Origin of the sequence: Rapidithrix thailandica, from assembly GCF_039710355.1 — a bacterium.
In the GTDB taxonomy this organism is placed as follows: Bacteria; Bacteroidota; Bacteroidia; order Cytophagales; family Flammeovirgaceae; genus Rapidithrix; species Rapidithrix thailandica.
On the sequence record NZ_JBDKWZ010000003.1, the window covers coordinates 203,054 to 217,364 of the forward strand.

Annotated in this window: 17 protein-coding genes and 1 other RNA gene; 4 read left to right on the forward strand and 14 right to left on the reverse strand. The window is 36.5% G+C overall.

Annotated elements, in window-relative coordinates:
- Nucleotides 1-5 precede the first annotated feature (5 nt).
- Nucleotides 6-407: a transfer-messenger RNA gene (gene ssrA, locus AAG747_RS06475) on the forward strand.
- Between the two features lie 420 nt (nucleotides 408-827).
- Here ssrA and AAG747_RS06480 read toward each other — a convergent pair.
- The 7 genes from AAG747_RS06480 to AAG747_RS06510 all read right to left on the reverse strand — a co-directional run bounded on the left by AAG747_RS06480 (nucleotide 828) and on the right by AAG747_RS06510 (nucleotide 4,795).
- On the reverse strand, nucleotides 828-2,303 hold the full coding sequence (locus AAG747_RS06480; RefSeq protein WP_346820331.1) for a hypothetical protein: 1,476 nt from the start codon (nucleotides 2,301-2,303) through the stop codon (nucleotides 828-830).
- Nucleotides 2,304-2,379: 76 nt separating this feature from the next.
- The gene (locus tag AAG747_RS06485; RefSeq protein WP_346820332.1) at nucleotides 2,380-2,646 is read right to left on the reverse strand and encodes a hypothetical protein; all 267 of its coding nucleotides are present in this window, start codon (nucleotides 2,644-2,646) and stop codon (nucleotides 2,380-2,382) included.
- 164 nt (nucleotides 2,647-2,810) lie between these two features.
- Nucleotides 2,811-3,428: a Rha family transcriptional regulator gene (locus AAG747_RS06490; RefSeq protein WP_346820333.1), complete on the reverse strand. Its 618-nt coding sequence runs from the start codon at nucleotides 3,426-3,428 to the stop codon at nucleotides 2,811-2,813.
- Nucleotides 3,429-3,531: 103 nt separating this feature from the next.
- The gene (gene dut / locus AAG747_RS06495; RefSeq protein ID WP_346820334.1) at nucleotides 3,532-3,975 is read right to left on the reverse strand and encodes a dUTP diphosphatase; all 444 of its coding nucleotides are present in this window, start codon (nucleotides 3,973-3,975) and stop codon (nucleotides 3,532-3,534) included.
- 7 nt (nucleotides 3,976-3,982) lie between these two features.
- Nucleotides 3,983-4,264 carry a helix-turn-helix domain-containing protein gene (locus tag AAG747_RS06500; protein WP_346820335.1) on the reverse strand — a complete coding sequence of 94 codons (282 nt, stop codon included), beginning with the start codon at nucleotides 4,262-4,264 and terminating at the stop codon, nucleotides 3,983-3,985.
- Nucleotides 4,261-4,518: a hypothetical protein gene (locus AAG747_RS06505; RefSeq protein WP_346820580.1), complete on the reverse strand. Its 258-nt coding sequence runs from the start codon at nucleotides 4,516-4,518 to the stop codon at nucleotides 4,261-4,263. The genes AAG747_RS06500 and AAG747_RS06505 overlap by 4 nt, the downstream gene beginning before the upstream one ends.
- On the reverse strand, nucleotides 4,496-4,795 hold the full coding sequence (locus AAG747_RS06510) for a helix-turn-helix transcriptional regulator (protein ID WP_346820336.1): 300 nt from the start codon (nucleotides 4,793-4,795) through the stop codon (nucleotides 4,496-4,498). Before AAG747_RS06510 ends, AAG747_RS06505 begins: the two co-directional genes overlap by 23 nt.
- A 405-nt stretch (nucleotides 4,796-5,200) precedes the next feature.
- On the opposite strand from AAG747_RS06510, the gene tssD reads away from it, so the two are divergent.
- From tssD to AAG747_RS06525, 3 genes are read left to right on the forward strand one after another with little or no spacing between them, the layout of a single operon-like run.
- On the forward strand, nucleotides 5,201-6,580 hold the full coding sequence (tssD, locus tag AAG747_RS06515) for a type VI secretion system tube protein TssD (RefSeq protein WP_346820337.1): 1,380 nt from the start codon (nucleotides 5,201-5,203) through the stop codon (nucleotides 6,578-6,580).
- Between the two features lie 2 nt (nucleotides 6,581-6,582).
- Nucleotides 6,583-7,143, forward strand: a complete 561-nt coding sequence (locus AAG747_RS06520; protein ID WP_346820338.1) for a hypothetical protein — start codon at nucleotides 6,583-6,585, stop codon at nucleotides 7,141-7,143.
- A gap of 2 nt (nucleotides 7,144-7,145) precedes the next feature.
- Nucleotides 7,146-7,709 carry a hypothetical protein gene (locus AAG747_RS06525; RefSeq protein ID WP_346820339.1) on the forward strand — a complete coding sequence of 188 codons (564 nt, stop codon included), beginning with the start codon at nucleotides 7,146-7,148 and terminating at the stop codon, nucleotides 7,707-7,709.
- Nucleotides 7,710-7,895: 186 nt separating this feature from the next.
- On the opposite strand, the gene AAG747_RS06530 is transcribed toward AAG747_RS06525, so the two are convergent.
- The 7 genes from AAG747_RS06530 to AAG747_RS06560 all read right to left on the reverse strand — a co-directional run bounded on the left by AAG747_RS06530 (nucleotide 7,896) and on the right by AAG747_RS06560 (nucleotide 14,307).
- Nucleotides 7,896-9,032, reverse strand: a complete 1,137-nt coding sequence (locus AAG747_RS06530) for a hypothetical protein (RefSeq protein WP_346820340.1) — start codon at nucleotides 9,030-9,032, stop codon at nucleotides 7,896-7,898.
- A 7-nt stretch (nucleotides 9,033-9,039) separates the two neighbouring features.
- The gene (locus AAG747_RS06535) at nucleotides 9,040-10,287 is read right to left on the reverse strand and encodes a site-specific integrase (RefSeq protein WP_346820341.1); all 1,248 of its coding nucleotides are present in this window, start codon (nucleotides 10,285-10,287) and stop codon (nucleotides 9,040-9,042) included.
- A gap of 266 nt (nucleotides 10,288-10,553) precedes the next feature.
- Entirely contained in the window at nucleotides 10,554-11,177 is a 624-nt protein-coding gene (locus tag AAG747_RS06540) for a leucine-rich repeat domain-containing protein (RefSeq protein ID WP_346820342.1), read from the reverse strand.
- Between the two features lie 24 nt (nucleotides 11,178-11,201).
- Nucleotides 11,202-12,026 (reverse strand): tetratricopeptide repeat-containing protein, encoded by an 825-nt coding sequence (locus AAG747_RS06545; protein WP_346820343.1) that lies wholly within the window; start codon nucleotides 12,024-12,026, stop codon nucleotides 11,202-11,204.
- Nucleotides 12,027-12,092: 66 nt separating this feature from the next.
- Nucleotides 12,093-12,974, reverse strand: a complete 882-nt coding sequence (locus AAG747_RS06550) for a hypothetical protein (RefSeq protein WP_346820344.1) — start codon at nucleotides 12,972-12,974, stop codon at nucleotides 12,093-12,095.
- 94 nt (nucleotides 12,975-13,068) lie between these two features.
- A complete protein-coding gene (locus AAG747_RS06555) occupies nucleotides 13,069-13,779 on the reverse strand; it encodes a hypothetical protein (RefSeq protein ID WP_346820345.1) in 711 nt (236 codons plus the stop codon).
- A 69-nt stretch (nucleotides 13,780-13,848) separates the two neighbouring features.
- Nucleotides 13,849-14,307, reverse strand: a complete 459-nt coding sequence (locus AAG747_RS06560) for a hypothetical protein (protein WP_346820346.1) — start codon at nucleotides 14,305-14,307, stop codon at nucleotides 13,849-13,851.
- Between the last annotated feature and the right edge of the window lie 4 nt (nucleotides 14,308-14,311).

Consider the following 14,311-nt stretch of genomic DNA (forward strand, 5'->3'; position numbering starts at 1 on the left):
TTATTGGGGTCGACTGGTATTGACAGGTTGAGTGATGACGTGTATAAGCATGCAGGCTCATAGGATGCGAGCCTTGATCACTAGTCCTAAACCATAATTGGCGAAAATAACTACGCCATGGCTGCGTAATTTAGCTGAATGCTGAATTTACACGCTTAGGGTTGATCCAACGGATCCCCGGCCACATCCCTCAAAGCCTTCGTCTTGCCGGCTTTGATATAGGGGTGTCATAACGCGAGACTAGCCAGAGCAAAGTTGTGGTGCACTGGCGAAACTTAAGCAACTAAGGAGAGGTACTGGTTTGCTACCGACCTACCCTTTCCCGACAATTAAGGCGTAGCTAAGCATGTAGAAGGCACGGTTTTTACCTTCTCTGGACCAGGGTTCGAGTCCCTGCGACTCCACAACTAAAACACAAGACCCTCTGTGTATCAGCAATATACAGAGGGTCTTTCTTTGACTAATAGCATTTTTAAGGGCACTTTCTATAAAAAGCTTTTTTCTGCTAAGGGATAGAGAAAAGGATTTTAAAGTAAAGGGTGAATAAATGTATAAGCTCACTACTAAGCCTATTCAATATTTGCTTTAAATGATCTATTAGATCCTTTTTAAAGGACAATTAAACGACATAAATTTACATTTTTCCAGCTTTTTATTAGAAAAAATAGACACAAATGCGTCTTAAAGTGACTTTTATCTTTATCAACTCCCAATGAATAAAGGAAAGAAAAACATGCATTTTGTGTAGTATTTACACATTTTAAGCTTTTTTCCTTTTTCTTTAACATGTAATTTTTCCTACACCCCTCCTACTAACTTGTACAGTCTTATCTAATTGTATACAACATATTAGAAATAATACTGGGTATAAGCCTTTCTTTTTCTTGTTGATTTTTGAATCTTTTCTTTCTCCTTCCAATTTCTTCCTGTACCCATCTTAGCAAATCTTTTGCTCGCAAAGTGTGTAAGACAATAGACGTTTTTCCTCTTTTCCTATAAACTTCTACTTTCTTCACTCTCCATATTTCCCCTTTACTCATTCTTGCATCTATGGCAGCTATTTGTAACGGTTCCCTTTTTACTTCAACCCATGCCTTTAGTAAGATATTTTCAAACTTCCATTTCTTGACTTTTAATAAATTTCCCTTTTCAATTTCTACCTCTTTTCTTTGTTTGGCTTTGTACTTTAGGTAGTAGTGTTTCCGCCTGCATTTCGGGTTACAAAACTTTGCCCTTTGTTTCAAACTAACAAGCTCCTTTTTACAGTGATGGCAACTCCCTTTTTGGGTTTTAACTTCCCGCCTGGAACCTGATAGGGCTTGTGCTACGTTTTCACCCTTTATCTTAACTGTGAAATGGTCGCAATTTTGCTGAACACTCAATGTGTTATTTTCCGGTGAAATGGTCGTATTTTTAAGTGAACACAAAAAGCCTTTTTCACTACCTTTTTCTCTTAACTTTTCTAGTATCATTGTGTATTCATCTCCGCCTCCAAAGCCTACCTTAAATTCATCAAATCTTTTCCTTTGGTAGTACCTTTGATGCTTGTCTATCCCCGCCCAATAGTTAGGGTTTTTCCACCGTTCCAACTTGGCTATTTGCAAAGGAAGTAAACCGTTTAGTTTAAATGAGGAATCAAAATGCAAAACCTTGTTCAGGGTATCAAAATACCATCCTAACAGTTTCCTGGCTGTTTCCTCTTTGGTCAAATCATCCAGGCAACGAACACCGTACTTTTGCACAACCCGCATTTTCTTTACTTTTATCTCCACTCTCAGCAGGTTATTATCTGTCAAATTCCAAACTTTAGATTTATCATACACTTTTACATCATATTCACATCCGGCACATACTACACCAACCTTTTTACGCTGGTCAAGTAATGAAGCAAAGCCTCTATTTTCTAAGGCTATAAACCCCTTTATTACCTTACTCGCACTGTAAGGTAAGGATATATTAAAACCAAACTCTAAACCTTCTAATATGGCCTTTTCCGCTTTAACGCCATACTCTTCTAACAGGGCAACTGCTTGCCGGATACCGGAAATACTTAAATCCTCGTACCCAATTTTGCCTCCATTCAGGAAACGCGGTAGCGCACCCTGTATACTTAATCTGAATACTCCTTTATCCTTTTGACTCTGGGCTAACCGCCAAAGCAAACCCCGATCCTTGGTAAATGCCTTATTCCCTTTTATTTCGCCTGTTTTCTGGCTGTGTACTCCACAAAATTCAAGCATAGGGTGTCCTACCCAATCATCAATAAGGACATAGGAATAATTTACTTTTATTCCATCGTACATAAAATTGATTGCCTTTTGAAACGGGCACTAAATAGGAGAAAAGTAGGGGACACCAACCCGTATCCCCTTAGATACTTTATACTTTGTTATTAAATTCTCTAAACCCGTTGTTTATTTCTTTTTCCAGTAAGTAACTCAGTTGATCTGAGGTGGGCATTGTGTTTTCAAGTAAATAGTAAAATTGGTCAATTTCACTGATTTGATGTATTAGGTGCCCTTTGTCAACAATTGCAAGTGTATTAGCAATTTCCGTTAACGATTTTAACAACCTTACCCAATCATTGATAGGTGTGCCATACGTAGGGATTTCAATAACCAAGGAGTCTTTGTTTAATTTTACCATAATGATATTAAAAAAAAGACCCGTACAGTAGGTTTGCTAGGCATATAACAGCCCTCCGCCCTTTCAGGAACCGGAAACCATAGTACGGGATTTCTTCTAATGTCTTTCATAGTTGTTATATTTTAGCACTCCAAAGTTAGAATATGGCTTGGGGATAAACAAATTTAAAACCGGGGGGTTTTGTCAAACTCTTCAAAAATCGGTTCTAACACTTCAACAGGATACACATTTACAAGACCAAAACGCGGATCTGGCATATGTTTTATTTGTAATCCTTTATTCTTACACTCCTTAGTAGCCTTCTTGCCTAATCTGGTTGCATTACTAATCGACAACCCTTTAATACCATAGTAAGTAGCATAGCCTTTTATTGTAAATTCAACGGGTTTGTAAACTTCCTTTATGGGATTAGAGGACTCTCCAAGCAGTTTAAGGGCATTAACAATTTTCTTATTACTTTCAGCCTCATATAAATATTTTATTTCTTCTTCCAAGTGATTAAAGGCCCTTATGTATTCTTCTTTAAATTCCGCGGCCTGTTCTCCTTTAAAACCCATTACCAGAAATACAAAACCATCTTTTGTCAATACATACTCTTTCTGTTTTCGGCCTCTCACATCGGTGTATTCGCTCAGCTCATAATTAAGCCGTTTAAATTCCGAGGAACAATGTAGCCCTTCAATCTTCCTTAAAATATTCTTATGGTACTTCCCGAATTTTTCAGCTACTTTTTTAGAGGTGGTTAAAACTTTTTCTCCTTGGATACTTACAAGTTCTTTCATTTTTTAATTTTTGCAGGTGATTAATAATAAAATGTCTTTTTCGGTGGTTTTGGTGGGGTTAACTATTCTTCCCAATAGATAACCTTTTAGCGCATACGTATATTCAAACTTTACCAGTGGAACCAAAACCGCCTTTATTTCTTACTGTTTCGCACAATCGTTTTGCTTTTAATAAAGAAGGCTTAGCCACTCTATTAAATACTAATTGCGCTATCCTATCCCCTTTGTAAAGGGTTTGTTCTTCCTGGGAAAGATTAACCATTATTACACCTATTTCCCCCCTGTAATCGCTATCTATAGTGCCTACTCCGTTAAGGACTGTAAGACCTTGTTTGAGGGCTAAACCGCTTCTTGCTCTTACTTGTGCCTCTAAATGGCTGGGCATCTCTAAATAAATCCCGGTCGGAATCAATGCCCTTTGCATAGGTGCCAAGGTTAATTTTTCTTCTGTTAAGTGGGCCGAAAGATCAAGACCAACCGCCCCCGGTGTTTGGTACACAGGCATACCAAGCCCACTTTTTACTTTGACTTTTACAAATTCCTTCATATATATTTTAGGTTGATTTTAATTTTCGTTTGTGTCGGTAGACCGTAGAGTAACTTACTCCTAACTCTTTGGCTGTCTGCCTTATACTATACTTTTTATCCATGTATTTTTTTACCAATTGGGTAAGGGCCGTTTTTTGAACAGGTTCCCTTTTCCAGCCTTCACGCCACACTAATATTTTTACCGCTGAAGCTGAACGGCCTGTTAATAAACCTATTTCTTCATTGGATAAGCCCAATAGGTAGTAGCGTTTTATTTGATCCTTGGATATTTCCCGCCTTCCTTTCATCCTTCTATAATGTTTCCTAAATTTTCAAATAGTTTTTTTGCGCCTGTACTTGGCTCCACCCCTTTGCAAGAATTATAAAGGCTTTGCAATGCGTTGTTCACTTGTGGGCAAGGTTGCTGGTTAATCAATGTTTGAAGAGCTTTTAAACAGTCTTTAAATGTATGCCTAGCTTCCTTTACAGGCAGGTAGGGGATAATAACCAGTTCATCATACAAAGCCCTGATTTGTTGGCTAAGCGCCTCTACTGGTTGCATAGTCTAATACTTCCTTATAGTCAAAATAAACCCGTCTACCTAACCGTATTGGCTTGATATGTCCCTTTATCTCCCATATTCTTAAAGTGGAATACGCCACACCTAAACGCTTACACAAGTCCTTCCGGCTTATAACTTCTTTTTTAGGTTCTTTGGATGGGGTTACTTGCCTAAGGGCTTGTTGCACCTTTTCTTCAAAGAGTTTTTCCAACTCCGCTACAGTAATGGTAATAACCTGTATCGGTGCTTTTGCTTCGTTAATGTTTACTGTTTTCATTCTTGAACTATTTTTTTGTTTTCGATAGTTCAAAATTGGGATGTTTAGAGATCATAAGAAATCCGTTAAAAAAAATAACGGACTAAAAACCGCCTTATAGCACGTTTAAGGCAATTTTCCATGTAAAAAAACGGAATCCGTTTTTTTTATGACGGATGTTTTTTGAGGTGTTTTTATAAAATCTATTTCCCAATAATACTTCTTCTCATTACTACCAATAAATTAAAACTTGCCGTGCTATTTCTTTTTGTCAAATAAAGCCACCCTAATAAAACTACCTTTTATTGCGTAATTACTTTAAAATAAAATTTTATACATTTGCCCAACTATCACAATCTACCCCCTCCCAAGACAACTACCTATTTAATTAAAACCTTTGTAGTACAAACCAAAACCTTGAATAATATGAGTTTGATTGCAAAACTCTATGTTGAGGATAAAGTAGTGAATATCCTCGACTTCAAATTCCGCTTTACCCGCTCGGTAGACGAGCACGGCAAACCCATGGGAAAACCTAACGGGACAATCTTTGACATTACTTTTGAAACGACCTCGGATCAAAGCTTTTTTGCCTGGTCGGTGGGCATGGATATGGTGAAAAAGGTAAAGATTGTCGTCTCCCCGGTGACACAGGACAGCAAAAGCCGGGTGTTTGAACTCTACGATGTACACTGTGTCTTTTTCAAAAACCACTTCAACGGAGTGAACGGGGAACCCATGACCACCCAAGTCAAACTCTCTCCGGCCATTCTCTACGATGGAGGGGTGAAAATCCTGGAACACTATTGGAAAGAAACGGATTTGAGCGTGAAGACGGAGCCGACTCCTTTAACCGATTCCTACGATAATTTGACCGCAGGAGCCGGAAATATATTGGGGCCGGCAGTGGAAGATTCGGAGGTTGAAAAGAAGGAAGAAGAGCGAGAAAAAGACCCTTATGGAGGGCTTGTTATCGTAGGGGATGAAGCATATCAAAATGGAGTTTTGGATGTGATTTACACATTAGCCAGTAAATCGAAAACAGGAAGAAAACTACTGAAGGAAGCCATTGAGTCCGATTTTCTATTAGTTATTACAGCTTTTCCAAATGAAAATAATGAAGTTGGCAAAAGGACTGGCCCAAAGGCCCGAATGATTTTTAATCTTGACGCTAAACAAGAGTTAGAACCTTCAAATGCTAGAGGAGGAACAGCAAGGTTAGAACATCCTCTCTATATTTCTATGGCCCATGAGTTAAATCACTTTATAGATTATTGTAATGGAAAAGAATATAAGGACTTTATTAATACAGATAAACCGATAAGAGAACAATATGATTCTGATACAGGGATCACTAATTATATAGCAAATACTGTCCCTGGTTCGGAAACAAATGCAGTACATTATGAAAACATTGTACGAGCAGAATCAGGATTTGGGGAAGATAAATTAAGAACACATTATTACGGAGTGTATGTTTTCAATAGAAAGGTGTCAAATCAAGAGAAAACTTTTACAAAAAAAATAAAAAGATATGGCCGAATACAAACCATTGGAAGAAACGGGTATCTTTTGACTCCTACCAAACCTTATGATTATATGAAAGAGGCCGAAAACAATACCGTTTTAAGCCTGGAAAACAACCTTCAAAATGGGGAAAATAAAACCAGTGAGGTGGGTTTATGGTTTGAACACTCAGGAATAAAGCTTGCTAAGTATAAAACGAACAAGACTTTTGGATTTAGAGGAGAAGATATAACTAATGAAAAACATGGATATTTAAGACTCTATTCAAAGATAAAATGACGATGAAAAACAATCATATAAATAGAATACTCTTTACAATTATTACTTTGCTTGTAATAGCCTTTTCCCAAGGCTGTACACAACCATCTATACCTTTTACCTATCAGAATTTTCAGGAGTGGGATAGTACCACAGTTCAAGTTTTAAAAAAATGTTCTGGCCCTCCCAATTTATTTATCCCTTTTCTTGATATACGTGATGAAGAAAGTAGAGAAAAAGTATTGGAAGTTATAGCCAATAAGAATTTGGCATTTAAAAAAGGAAGCAATGTTTATGTATTGGAAATAGATGGAATGGGTACCCACTATAGAATAAAAATGTGGCAAAAAAATGAAGATCATTATTATAAAATCTCTTTATTTGGTGAGAAAGCTGATTTTGAAAAGGTACTAGATCCCGAATTTCATAGTCAGTTACTTTCACTTTATGAGAATAAAAACCCTTGTACTAATGACAATGACGGTGTAGAAATTATAAAGGGTATGAGTTGTTTGACAACCTTTGAATATGATGATAAGAGTGATTCCTATCATATCAAAAGCATAAAAGCTATAATTAGATAAAATTGAAAGCTTCTTATAAAAATGCAATGCTCTTTGCAATTATTACTTTGCTTGTAATAGCCTTTTCCCAAGGCTGTACACAACCGCCTGTACCTTTTACCTATCATAATGTACAAGAATGGGATAATCTTACATATAAAGCTTTTTCAAAATGTCCTTCTTTACCCAACCTAACTTCTCCTTTAGCTGGTATTCAACATTACGAGTATAGGAAGAGAGTGTTGGAGGTTATATCTAAGGAAAACTTAACCTTTAAAAAGGGGCATGACATTTATCTTTTGGAGATAAATGGGCTGGGATCAAATTATAGAATAATGATGTGGCAAAGTAATGAGAAGCCCATTTATGAAATCACTTTACTGGGAGAAGAGTATAGTTTTGAAAAAACAGTAGAACATGAGTTTCATGAAAGGGTTTTTAGTTTCTTTAATGAAGATGAAAACCCTTGTATTAATTCATTTGATGGGTTTGAAATCATACAAGGAATGAGATGTTTAACAACCTTTGAATATAATGAACAGGACAGTTCCTATCATATCAAAGACTTAAAAGTTGAGGTTGATTGATAACTAAGCTTGCATGAAATGTAACCCACAAAACCCAGCGGTTTAAGCTGGGCTTTGTGGGTTTTGTTTAGGTATCAAAAAGGCCATTTAAGACTCTATTCAACAATAAAATAACTATGAGAATTTCATTCAAAAAAACACTCCCTTTGTGGGTTATATTCAATTTATTACAAGTGCCACTTTACCCTATGTAATTTTTTTGATATGTTCTTTTACAAACTCCTTTCCTAATTCAAAACTCGATTTCTTTCCATGCTTGCTAGATTTAGCATTAGGAGTTACTTTATATTCTGAATATCCAATAGATAAATAAAACTTGCCTTCTACTTCTTTCAATTTCGCTTTTATTATATCTCCCTTTAATTCATCTAACACACCTCTAAAAAACTCCTTTGGGTACTTGCGGGGGTCAATAACTTCGTTAGTATGATCAATTATTCCCTCTTCTCTCAATACTCCGTAAATATCCACTGTTCCAAATTCCGGGGTCAAATAATCATTAATAGTAAAGTTAGTAATCAATCCGTTAGTTGTGGTTTCCTCTAACTCTTTTTCTATTAGTTCTGTTTTCACTTTTGCCAACTTCAGATAATCAGTCTCTTCCATTCTTTTGTATGTGGGTATTCCTTCTTCTACCCTTTTAAGCCCTTTTTTTTCTAAGATCCAATGATTAATAATATCCTTCTCATTAGGCGGAATAAAGTTTTTTTTATTTAGGAAGTCATTTAACCTTATTGAATGCTCAGAACAGGCTATTTTTGTTTTGACAATTTGATAGTTGAAGTGTAAAGCAAATCTCTCAATACTCCCTATAATTTCCTCACCCATAAACACCTCAAAAAACATACAGTATTGATATTTATAAAAAGTGTTCTGCATTTCTTTTATCCGCTTTTTCACTTCTTCAGATTCCCAATTTTTTATATACCTTGCTTGATACATTTGGTTTATCATTTCAGACTCTAAAGCCAGTAACTTATTTGCGGTTTCGTCCTCTACTTCTGCAATGGCTTCCGGTTTGTTTTTTATCCCGGATATATAATAAGTAACCTTTTTACTTTCAGACAAAAAAGGCATAAAAAACACCCGTTTTACCTTTTGTTCTCCATCCAATATCAATACATCAGAGCATAATCTATTGTTTATTACAGTATATATATAAGCCTCTTTATCCTCTTCTAAGATTGCATGTATAATTTTCCTATACAATGTACCATCTTGTAAATAAAGCCTTTTAAGGTCTTTTATACTTATCCTTCCTTTATCCTCTAAAACTTCCTCTATGGCCTTCCAGTAGTGGTAATGAATTTCAATATTTTGCATTACAAATTTACGCTTCTTTTTTATGTCCAACCTTTAAACCTGTATTACCAAAATCAATCGCCTGGTAATATTTCTTAATATCCTCTTTGGGAATGTCTATATAGTCCATAAGTTGAGGAATAGAGGAATGTTTAGTTATTTCTTGTACTACTGGCAGGGGAACCCCTTTGATGACCAACAAGGTTGCACATGTACGCCTTCCGGTATGCGTGCCTATAAACTCATATTTCGGCCCTTCAATCACCACCTCATTACTTCCGGACATCTTTACTTGTTTTATATATTGGTCTACCTCAGCAGCTTTGCACACCTCTTTAGCATAATCTACCAGCTTTTGTGAACTGATAATAGGCAGTTTGTAATCATACTTTTGCAAAATTCTTAAGGCATGTTCCGCAAACTCACCTATTAATGGTACTTCTGTTTCCTTCTTGGTTTTTTGCGCTTGGAATGCCCATATATACCCACCATCTTGCATTATCCGCAATTGCTTCTTATCAAACTTCTTAATGTCCGAATATCTTTGCCCGGTGAAACAAGCAAAACAAAACAAGTCCCTTGCCTTATCAAGCCTACCACCTTTTTCAAATGGATAATTGTAGATGTTCAATAACTCTACTTCTGTAAGGGCTATGGGTTTGTTTTTGGGTGCAGGTAGGGTTTTGATTAACTTAAACTTTTCGTTTTTGTGGTAGTCCCGATCATAAGCATACAAAAGAAACGTTTTTAGAAATTTTATTTCTTTAGTGATAGAAGAATTAAGATAACCCTTTTCAATCATATAGGATTTAAACTTATCCCCAAACTCCAAACCCATTGTCTTAAACTCTATCTTAAAACCTGTTTCTTGTTGAAATTTTTTTAGTTTGTTTCTAAGTGCTTCAAATTTTTTTACTTGTGCTCTACTTGCTGTTTTCCCTTGATCATCAATAAAACTTTCTAGTACCTCAAAAAAGCCCTTTTTCTTTACAGGTTGGAATAACCCTCTTACTTCTTCCTCAAATGTGTCTATATCATAAAAAACACCTATTTTGTAATGCTTATAATACACATCTAAAACTTTCTTTTCTAAGTCAGTCAGAATTTTATTTAAGGGAATATTGCCCCTTTCCCTTTGTTTCTTTTTGTCCCATGCTTTGATATTAGCATCTAACTTTGTGGACATTCTTAAACGTTGGCCTTCTAAGGTAATTACTAGAGCTATTTTGGCCTGATCCTTTTTATTAGGAGTGTTCAGGTAATAATTAATTTTCATGGTGGATGTATCATTATTAGAGGTAAATTAATTGCCTATATATAGGCATAATTAAGGGCAAGTTTATACACTTTTATAAAATTTAACAATACTTAAATACAACTTAAAACCCAAATATTTACCCTCTATGATACATTTAGCATTTATAAAGTACAATTACAAATCAACAGTTACAATTCCTGCGACTCCACATAATCGTTAAAAAAGCCCTTGAAATTCGAATTTCGAGGGCTTTTTTGTTTGGTCAGGTCAGAAGTTTTCATATGTCAACCAAAGACTCCTCCCTTATGGGCTTTGGGATAATAGTTTTGTGCCGGTTCAGGTAACTCCTCTAAACATTCCTTTGAACAGACAATCGCCAATAACGGAAGTACATCGGTAGCAACCTTTACTGAAATCCAATACTGTTCAAAACTTACCTGATTTTCTGCTTTGCCACATACACTACACTTATTACCAGCATAATACTTTACAGGGTTCTTTTCTAAGTCGGGAAAAGGTTTTTTATTTTTAAAATTTCCAAAGAGTGCTCTTGTACTAACGGTGCTTTCTCTTAATTTTTCACAATACATCAATTCATATGGAAACCATCTTAATCCGTAAGAGGTGTAAGGGGTAAACTTTTCCAGAGATTCCATTTCGCCTATTTCCTGAGGAAGTCTAGTCAGGTTACTGCCATACAACATCAGGTGTTTGACTTTTTTTAGCCCGCTAATTTCCTTAGGCAACGTCCTGATATCCTTCCAATATTCAAGCCCAAGCGCTTTTGCCGGATGGAATTCTTCGCGACCATCGGCAATTGCTTCTTCAATTAAATGTAATAATTTGTTCCAAGCAAGGCTATCTCTGTCTTGTGTATCCTTGCGAACTTTTATTTCATTTATGGCCATATCAACTTTCTTAATTCGACTGATCTACACCAACTTCCTATTGAGCCTTTCTTCTGTATCGGATTTAAACTTCGCTTTCCATTCTTCCAAGTGAAAACCATATCTCTCCTGAAAAGCAGAAGTCTCCCAATACATCATCGTAGCATAGTTTTGCTCCAGCAATAATGTGCTTCTAAAATCTTCCCTTTCACCTAACTCATCGATGATGTCTCTCAAAACCCGGTAATCATTGTTTTCCTTTTTGCCACCAAAACTAAATTCCAGTTTTTCCCGGTTTCTAATCAAAGGATGGTCATTTAACTCACTCACCGGTTTTAAACCCTTGAACAATCTAATGGCATTTTGAGAGGGGAACTCAATTGCCCAATTTGATAAAATAGCATTGAGAATACTCTGTTGGAAGTCTACCTCATTCCCTATTCGTTTTTGTTGGGTTGCCAGTTTGAACCAGTTTTCACTAATTTCTCCTAAGCTTTGTACACTTTTCTTATATTTTTCGATTGCCTGTTCAGGTTTATTTTGCTTGAGATAGTCATTTCCTTTATTGATGTAATGATACACAAAGTCCTGGTCTACAATTTCTTTTTCTCCCCAGTCAAAATCGTTTAATTCATACCACTCTAAAAACTTATCAAGACTGGAAAAACAAGGAACTATGCGTCCTTCATCGTGAATCATTTCACAGACAACAGGTTCTTGCATCTCTTTTCCAAACTCCCAATAGAGACCAAAATAATCCCCATTCCCCAGATTAGCCTCATCAAACTGCAAAAATCCACTGGGTGGATACACCCCGACTTCCAAGTCATAAGCCGGAGATATCTTATTAATTCTTGTCGGTAATTTCATTGTTAATGTTGTTTTCTTTCCTTCATGCTTTTACCAATGTTCAGTGCAAAATGGGCCAACTCTTTTTTAACATCCCACAGATACGTGTTTGGCGACACACTCCACTAAGTTCCCTTCCTTTGCCCCGGAGGATAAAAACAATGTAGGAACACTCATATTATAGTGCCGGGAAGTATCAATTATGAAATCCATTTGATTGTCTCCATCCAAATCTCCTGCCCATAGCATCGTGATGATCGCATCCTCAAAATTCGCCTTGGCCACAATCGTTTGCTCGATTGTTTTTTCATTCACTTCAGAGGCTACTATCATTTTGTAATTTTCCACCTCATACCAGTCATCAGAGACTTTCTCCTTTGTTCCTGTTACATAAATATTCATCTGTTTGGAGCCAAATGTAAACGTAAGGGTATCGCCAGGAACCGGAGACTTTTTGCTAAATTCCAATGATGGGACCTCACCTTTGCTTAGCTCTACCCCGGAAATTAATAAAATACAATCTTCTTCATTTTCCACAGAAACATACCAGCCGGTTTTTTGGCCCTCTTCGTCTAAAATCGGATCGTTTTCCCTGGAAAGGTTGACCTGAACCCGTTTTAGATAAGTACTATCTCCTTTTTGAAAAAGACCCACCCATTCTTTTTGATCAGCATCGGGCTGTACTTCGTCTTCGTGAAATAGTCCGACAGGTAAAATATTCACTCCGGAACCTTCGTCAAGCCTTGGCAGATCCAACTCATCAGGGGTTACTGGTTGCCTATCAGCATCCTCCTCTTCCAATGCCTCAACTTGTTCGATAGGTTTCTCATCCACCTTCCCCTCCTGTTCCACTTCAGTTGACAATGCGGATATTTGTTCAGAGGGCTGTTCTGTGCCGGAAGACGTCTTTTGATCTGTACATGCAGAAACGAATAGAGAAAATAGTAAAAGAAATAGCTGTACTTTCATAGATAGTATGTATGGTTAAACGTATTTGTACTTATGATTAACTAACGGATTGGATACGATGAATATGTTATCCAGTTGAGTCCGGTTCTTCTTTTTAAAATCCCAAGCCTATTATTCTTTCTTTAAATCCCTTCTTTTGATCAAAAATCATAATGGCGATATAAGCACCTGCACCGTCTCCATTCAACATCGTAACGATGATTTCATTTTTGTCTGTAAGGTAGCCATTGGTATAGCAAAACGTTCCGTCACCTGATGAATGGCAATCAATCGTGGGTTCGAATAAATCTCTATAATACTCTTTAGGGATTCCCTTCGACTCTCCCTCTATCGTCAACACCATTTTGGAAATTGCTTTTTCCGGTATGTTTCCATCCGTTCCCCAAAAGCTTTTCCCATCAATTTTTTCCAAAAACCCACCTGTGGAGTAGGTTAATTCGTGGCTTGAGGAATCAAATGCCAAAACGTCCATCTTGAATTGAATTTTATTTTTTGAAAGAATCAATGTCTTTTCCTCCTCAATTCGGGAAGTCAATTTTGGATAATTAAACTTTGCAAAAGTATAAAGATGTTCCTCTAAATAACTCAAAGTAACTGTGGTGTCATAGATCTCCTCACTCACCGGATGGAATAACTCCACCTTATACAAGCCGGCAGTTCCGGAAACTTGCTCATCGGGCAAGTTGGGTTGGGTTTCTTTCTTGGCTGTCACAAGTTCTTTTCTTTCTCCTTCAGACTTTTGTGAATCGGGTTGGCAGGAAATTAAGCTAATCAGAGAAATAATGACATAAATTATTTTTTTCATTTTTCACCTATGTTTAAAAAACTTAATGGATTATTATAAACATAAAAAGCTAACTTCCGGTATTAAAAGTCAGGCTTTTGACTTGAAAAATTCGATTTCCTGATCAGTCAGCTTCTCCTTGTCCAGATATATATAAAACGGAGGATATTCGTTGGTTTTAAGCCAAAAATGCTTGGCGTTTTCGCTGATTTTTTTGATCCAACTCCAATCTTTTTCCTCCTTTTCTTTTGAAGAATTTTGATGGTTCAAAATAATCGAAGTCTCTGTAAAGACAATCACCGCATCGAAATACATCTTTTTTGAAAAGATCTTACTGCTGATAACGATCAATAAGAACACCACAGAGAGCAATATGCTCAACAAACCCATAAACGTTTGAACAAAGGAGCCAAAAGTTTCGGGGATCACATAAGCAATAATCATCACCGCAAGGATGTATCTCCACAAACTTCTTTGAAAAAAGTTATAAAGCTTGGCTCTTAATATGGATTTAAAATTTGCCGTAACGTACTTTGAAACCTCCATCATTATT

Excerpts from the sequence above, each read along its gene's own strand:
- AAG747_RS06480 (WP_346820331.1), bottom strand. The coding sequence starts at position 2,303 with ATGTACGATGGAATAAAAGTAAATTATTCCTATGTCCTTATTGATGAT.
- AAG747_RS06485 (WP_346820332.1), bottom strand. The coding sequence starts at position 2,646 with ATGGTAAAATTAAACAAAGACTCCTTGGTTATTGAAATCCCTACGTAT.
- AAG747_RS06490 (WP_346820333.1), bottom strand. The coding sequence starts at position 3,428 with ATGAAAGAACTTGTAAGTATCCAAGGAGAAAAAGTTTTAACCACCTCT.
- dut (WP_346820334.1), bottom strand. The coding sequence starts at position 3,975 with ATGAAGGAATTTGTAAAAGTCAAAGTAAAAAGTGGGCTTGGTATGCCT.
- AAG747_RS06500 (WP_346820335.1), bottom strand. The coding sequence starts at position 4,264 with ATGAAAGGAAGGCGGGAAATATCCAAGGATCAAATAAAACGCTACTAC.
- AAG747_RS06505 (WP_346820580.1), bottom strand. The coding sequence starts at position 4,518 with ATGCAACCAGTAGAGGCGCTTAGCCAACAAATCAGGGCTTTGTATGAT.
- AAG747_RS06510 (WP_346820336.1), bottom strand. The coding sequence starts at position 4,795 with ATGAAAACAGTAAACATTAACGAAGCAAAAGCACCGATACAGGTTATT.
- tssD (WP_346820337.1), top strand. The coding sequence starts at position 5,201 with ATGAGTTTGATTGCAAAACTCTATGTTGAGGATAAAGTAGTGAATATC.
- AAG747_RS06520 (WP_346820338.1), top strand. The coding sequence starts at position 6,583 with ATGAAAAACAATCATATAAATAGAATACTCTTTACAATTATTACTTTG.
- AAG747_RS06530 (WP_346820340.1), bottom strand. The coding sequence starts at position 9,032 with ATGCAAAATATTGAAATTCATTACCACTACTGGAAGGCCATAGAGGAA.
- AAG747_RS06535 (WP_346820341.1), bottom strand. The coding sequence starts at position 10,287 with ATGAAAATTAATTATTACCTGAACACTCCTAATAAAAAGGATCAGGCC.
- AAG747_RS06540 (WP_346820342.1), bottom strand. The coding sequence starts at position 11,177 with ATGGCCATAAATGAAATAAAAGTTCGCAAGGATACACAAGACAGAGAT.
- AAG747_RS06545 (WP_346820343.1), bottom strand. The coding sequence starts at position 12,026 with ATGAAATTACCGACAAGAATTAATAAGATATCTCCGGCTTATGACTTG.
- AAG747_RS06550 (WP_346820344.1), bottom strand. The coding sequence starts at position 12,974 with ATGAAAGTACAGCTATTTCTTTTACTATTTTCTCTATTCGTTTCTGCA.
- AAG747_RS06555 (WP_346820345.1), bottom strand. The coding sequence starts at position 13,779 with ATGAAAAAAATAATTTATGTCATTATTTCTCTGATTAGCTTAATTTCC.
- AAG747_RS06560 (WP_346820346.1), bottom strand. The coding sequence starts at position 14,307 with ATGATGGAGGTTTCAAAGTACGTTACGGCAAATTTTAAATCCATATTA.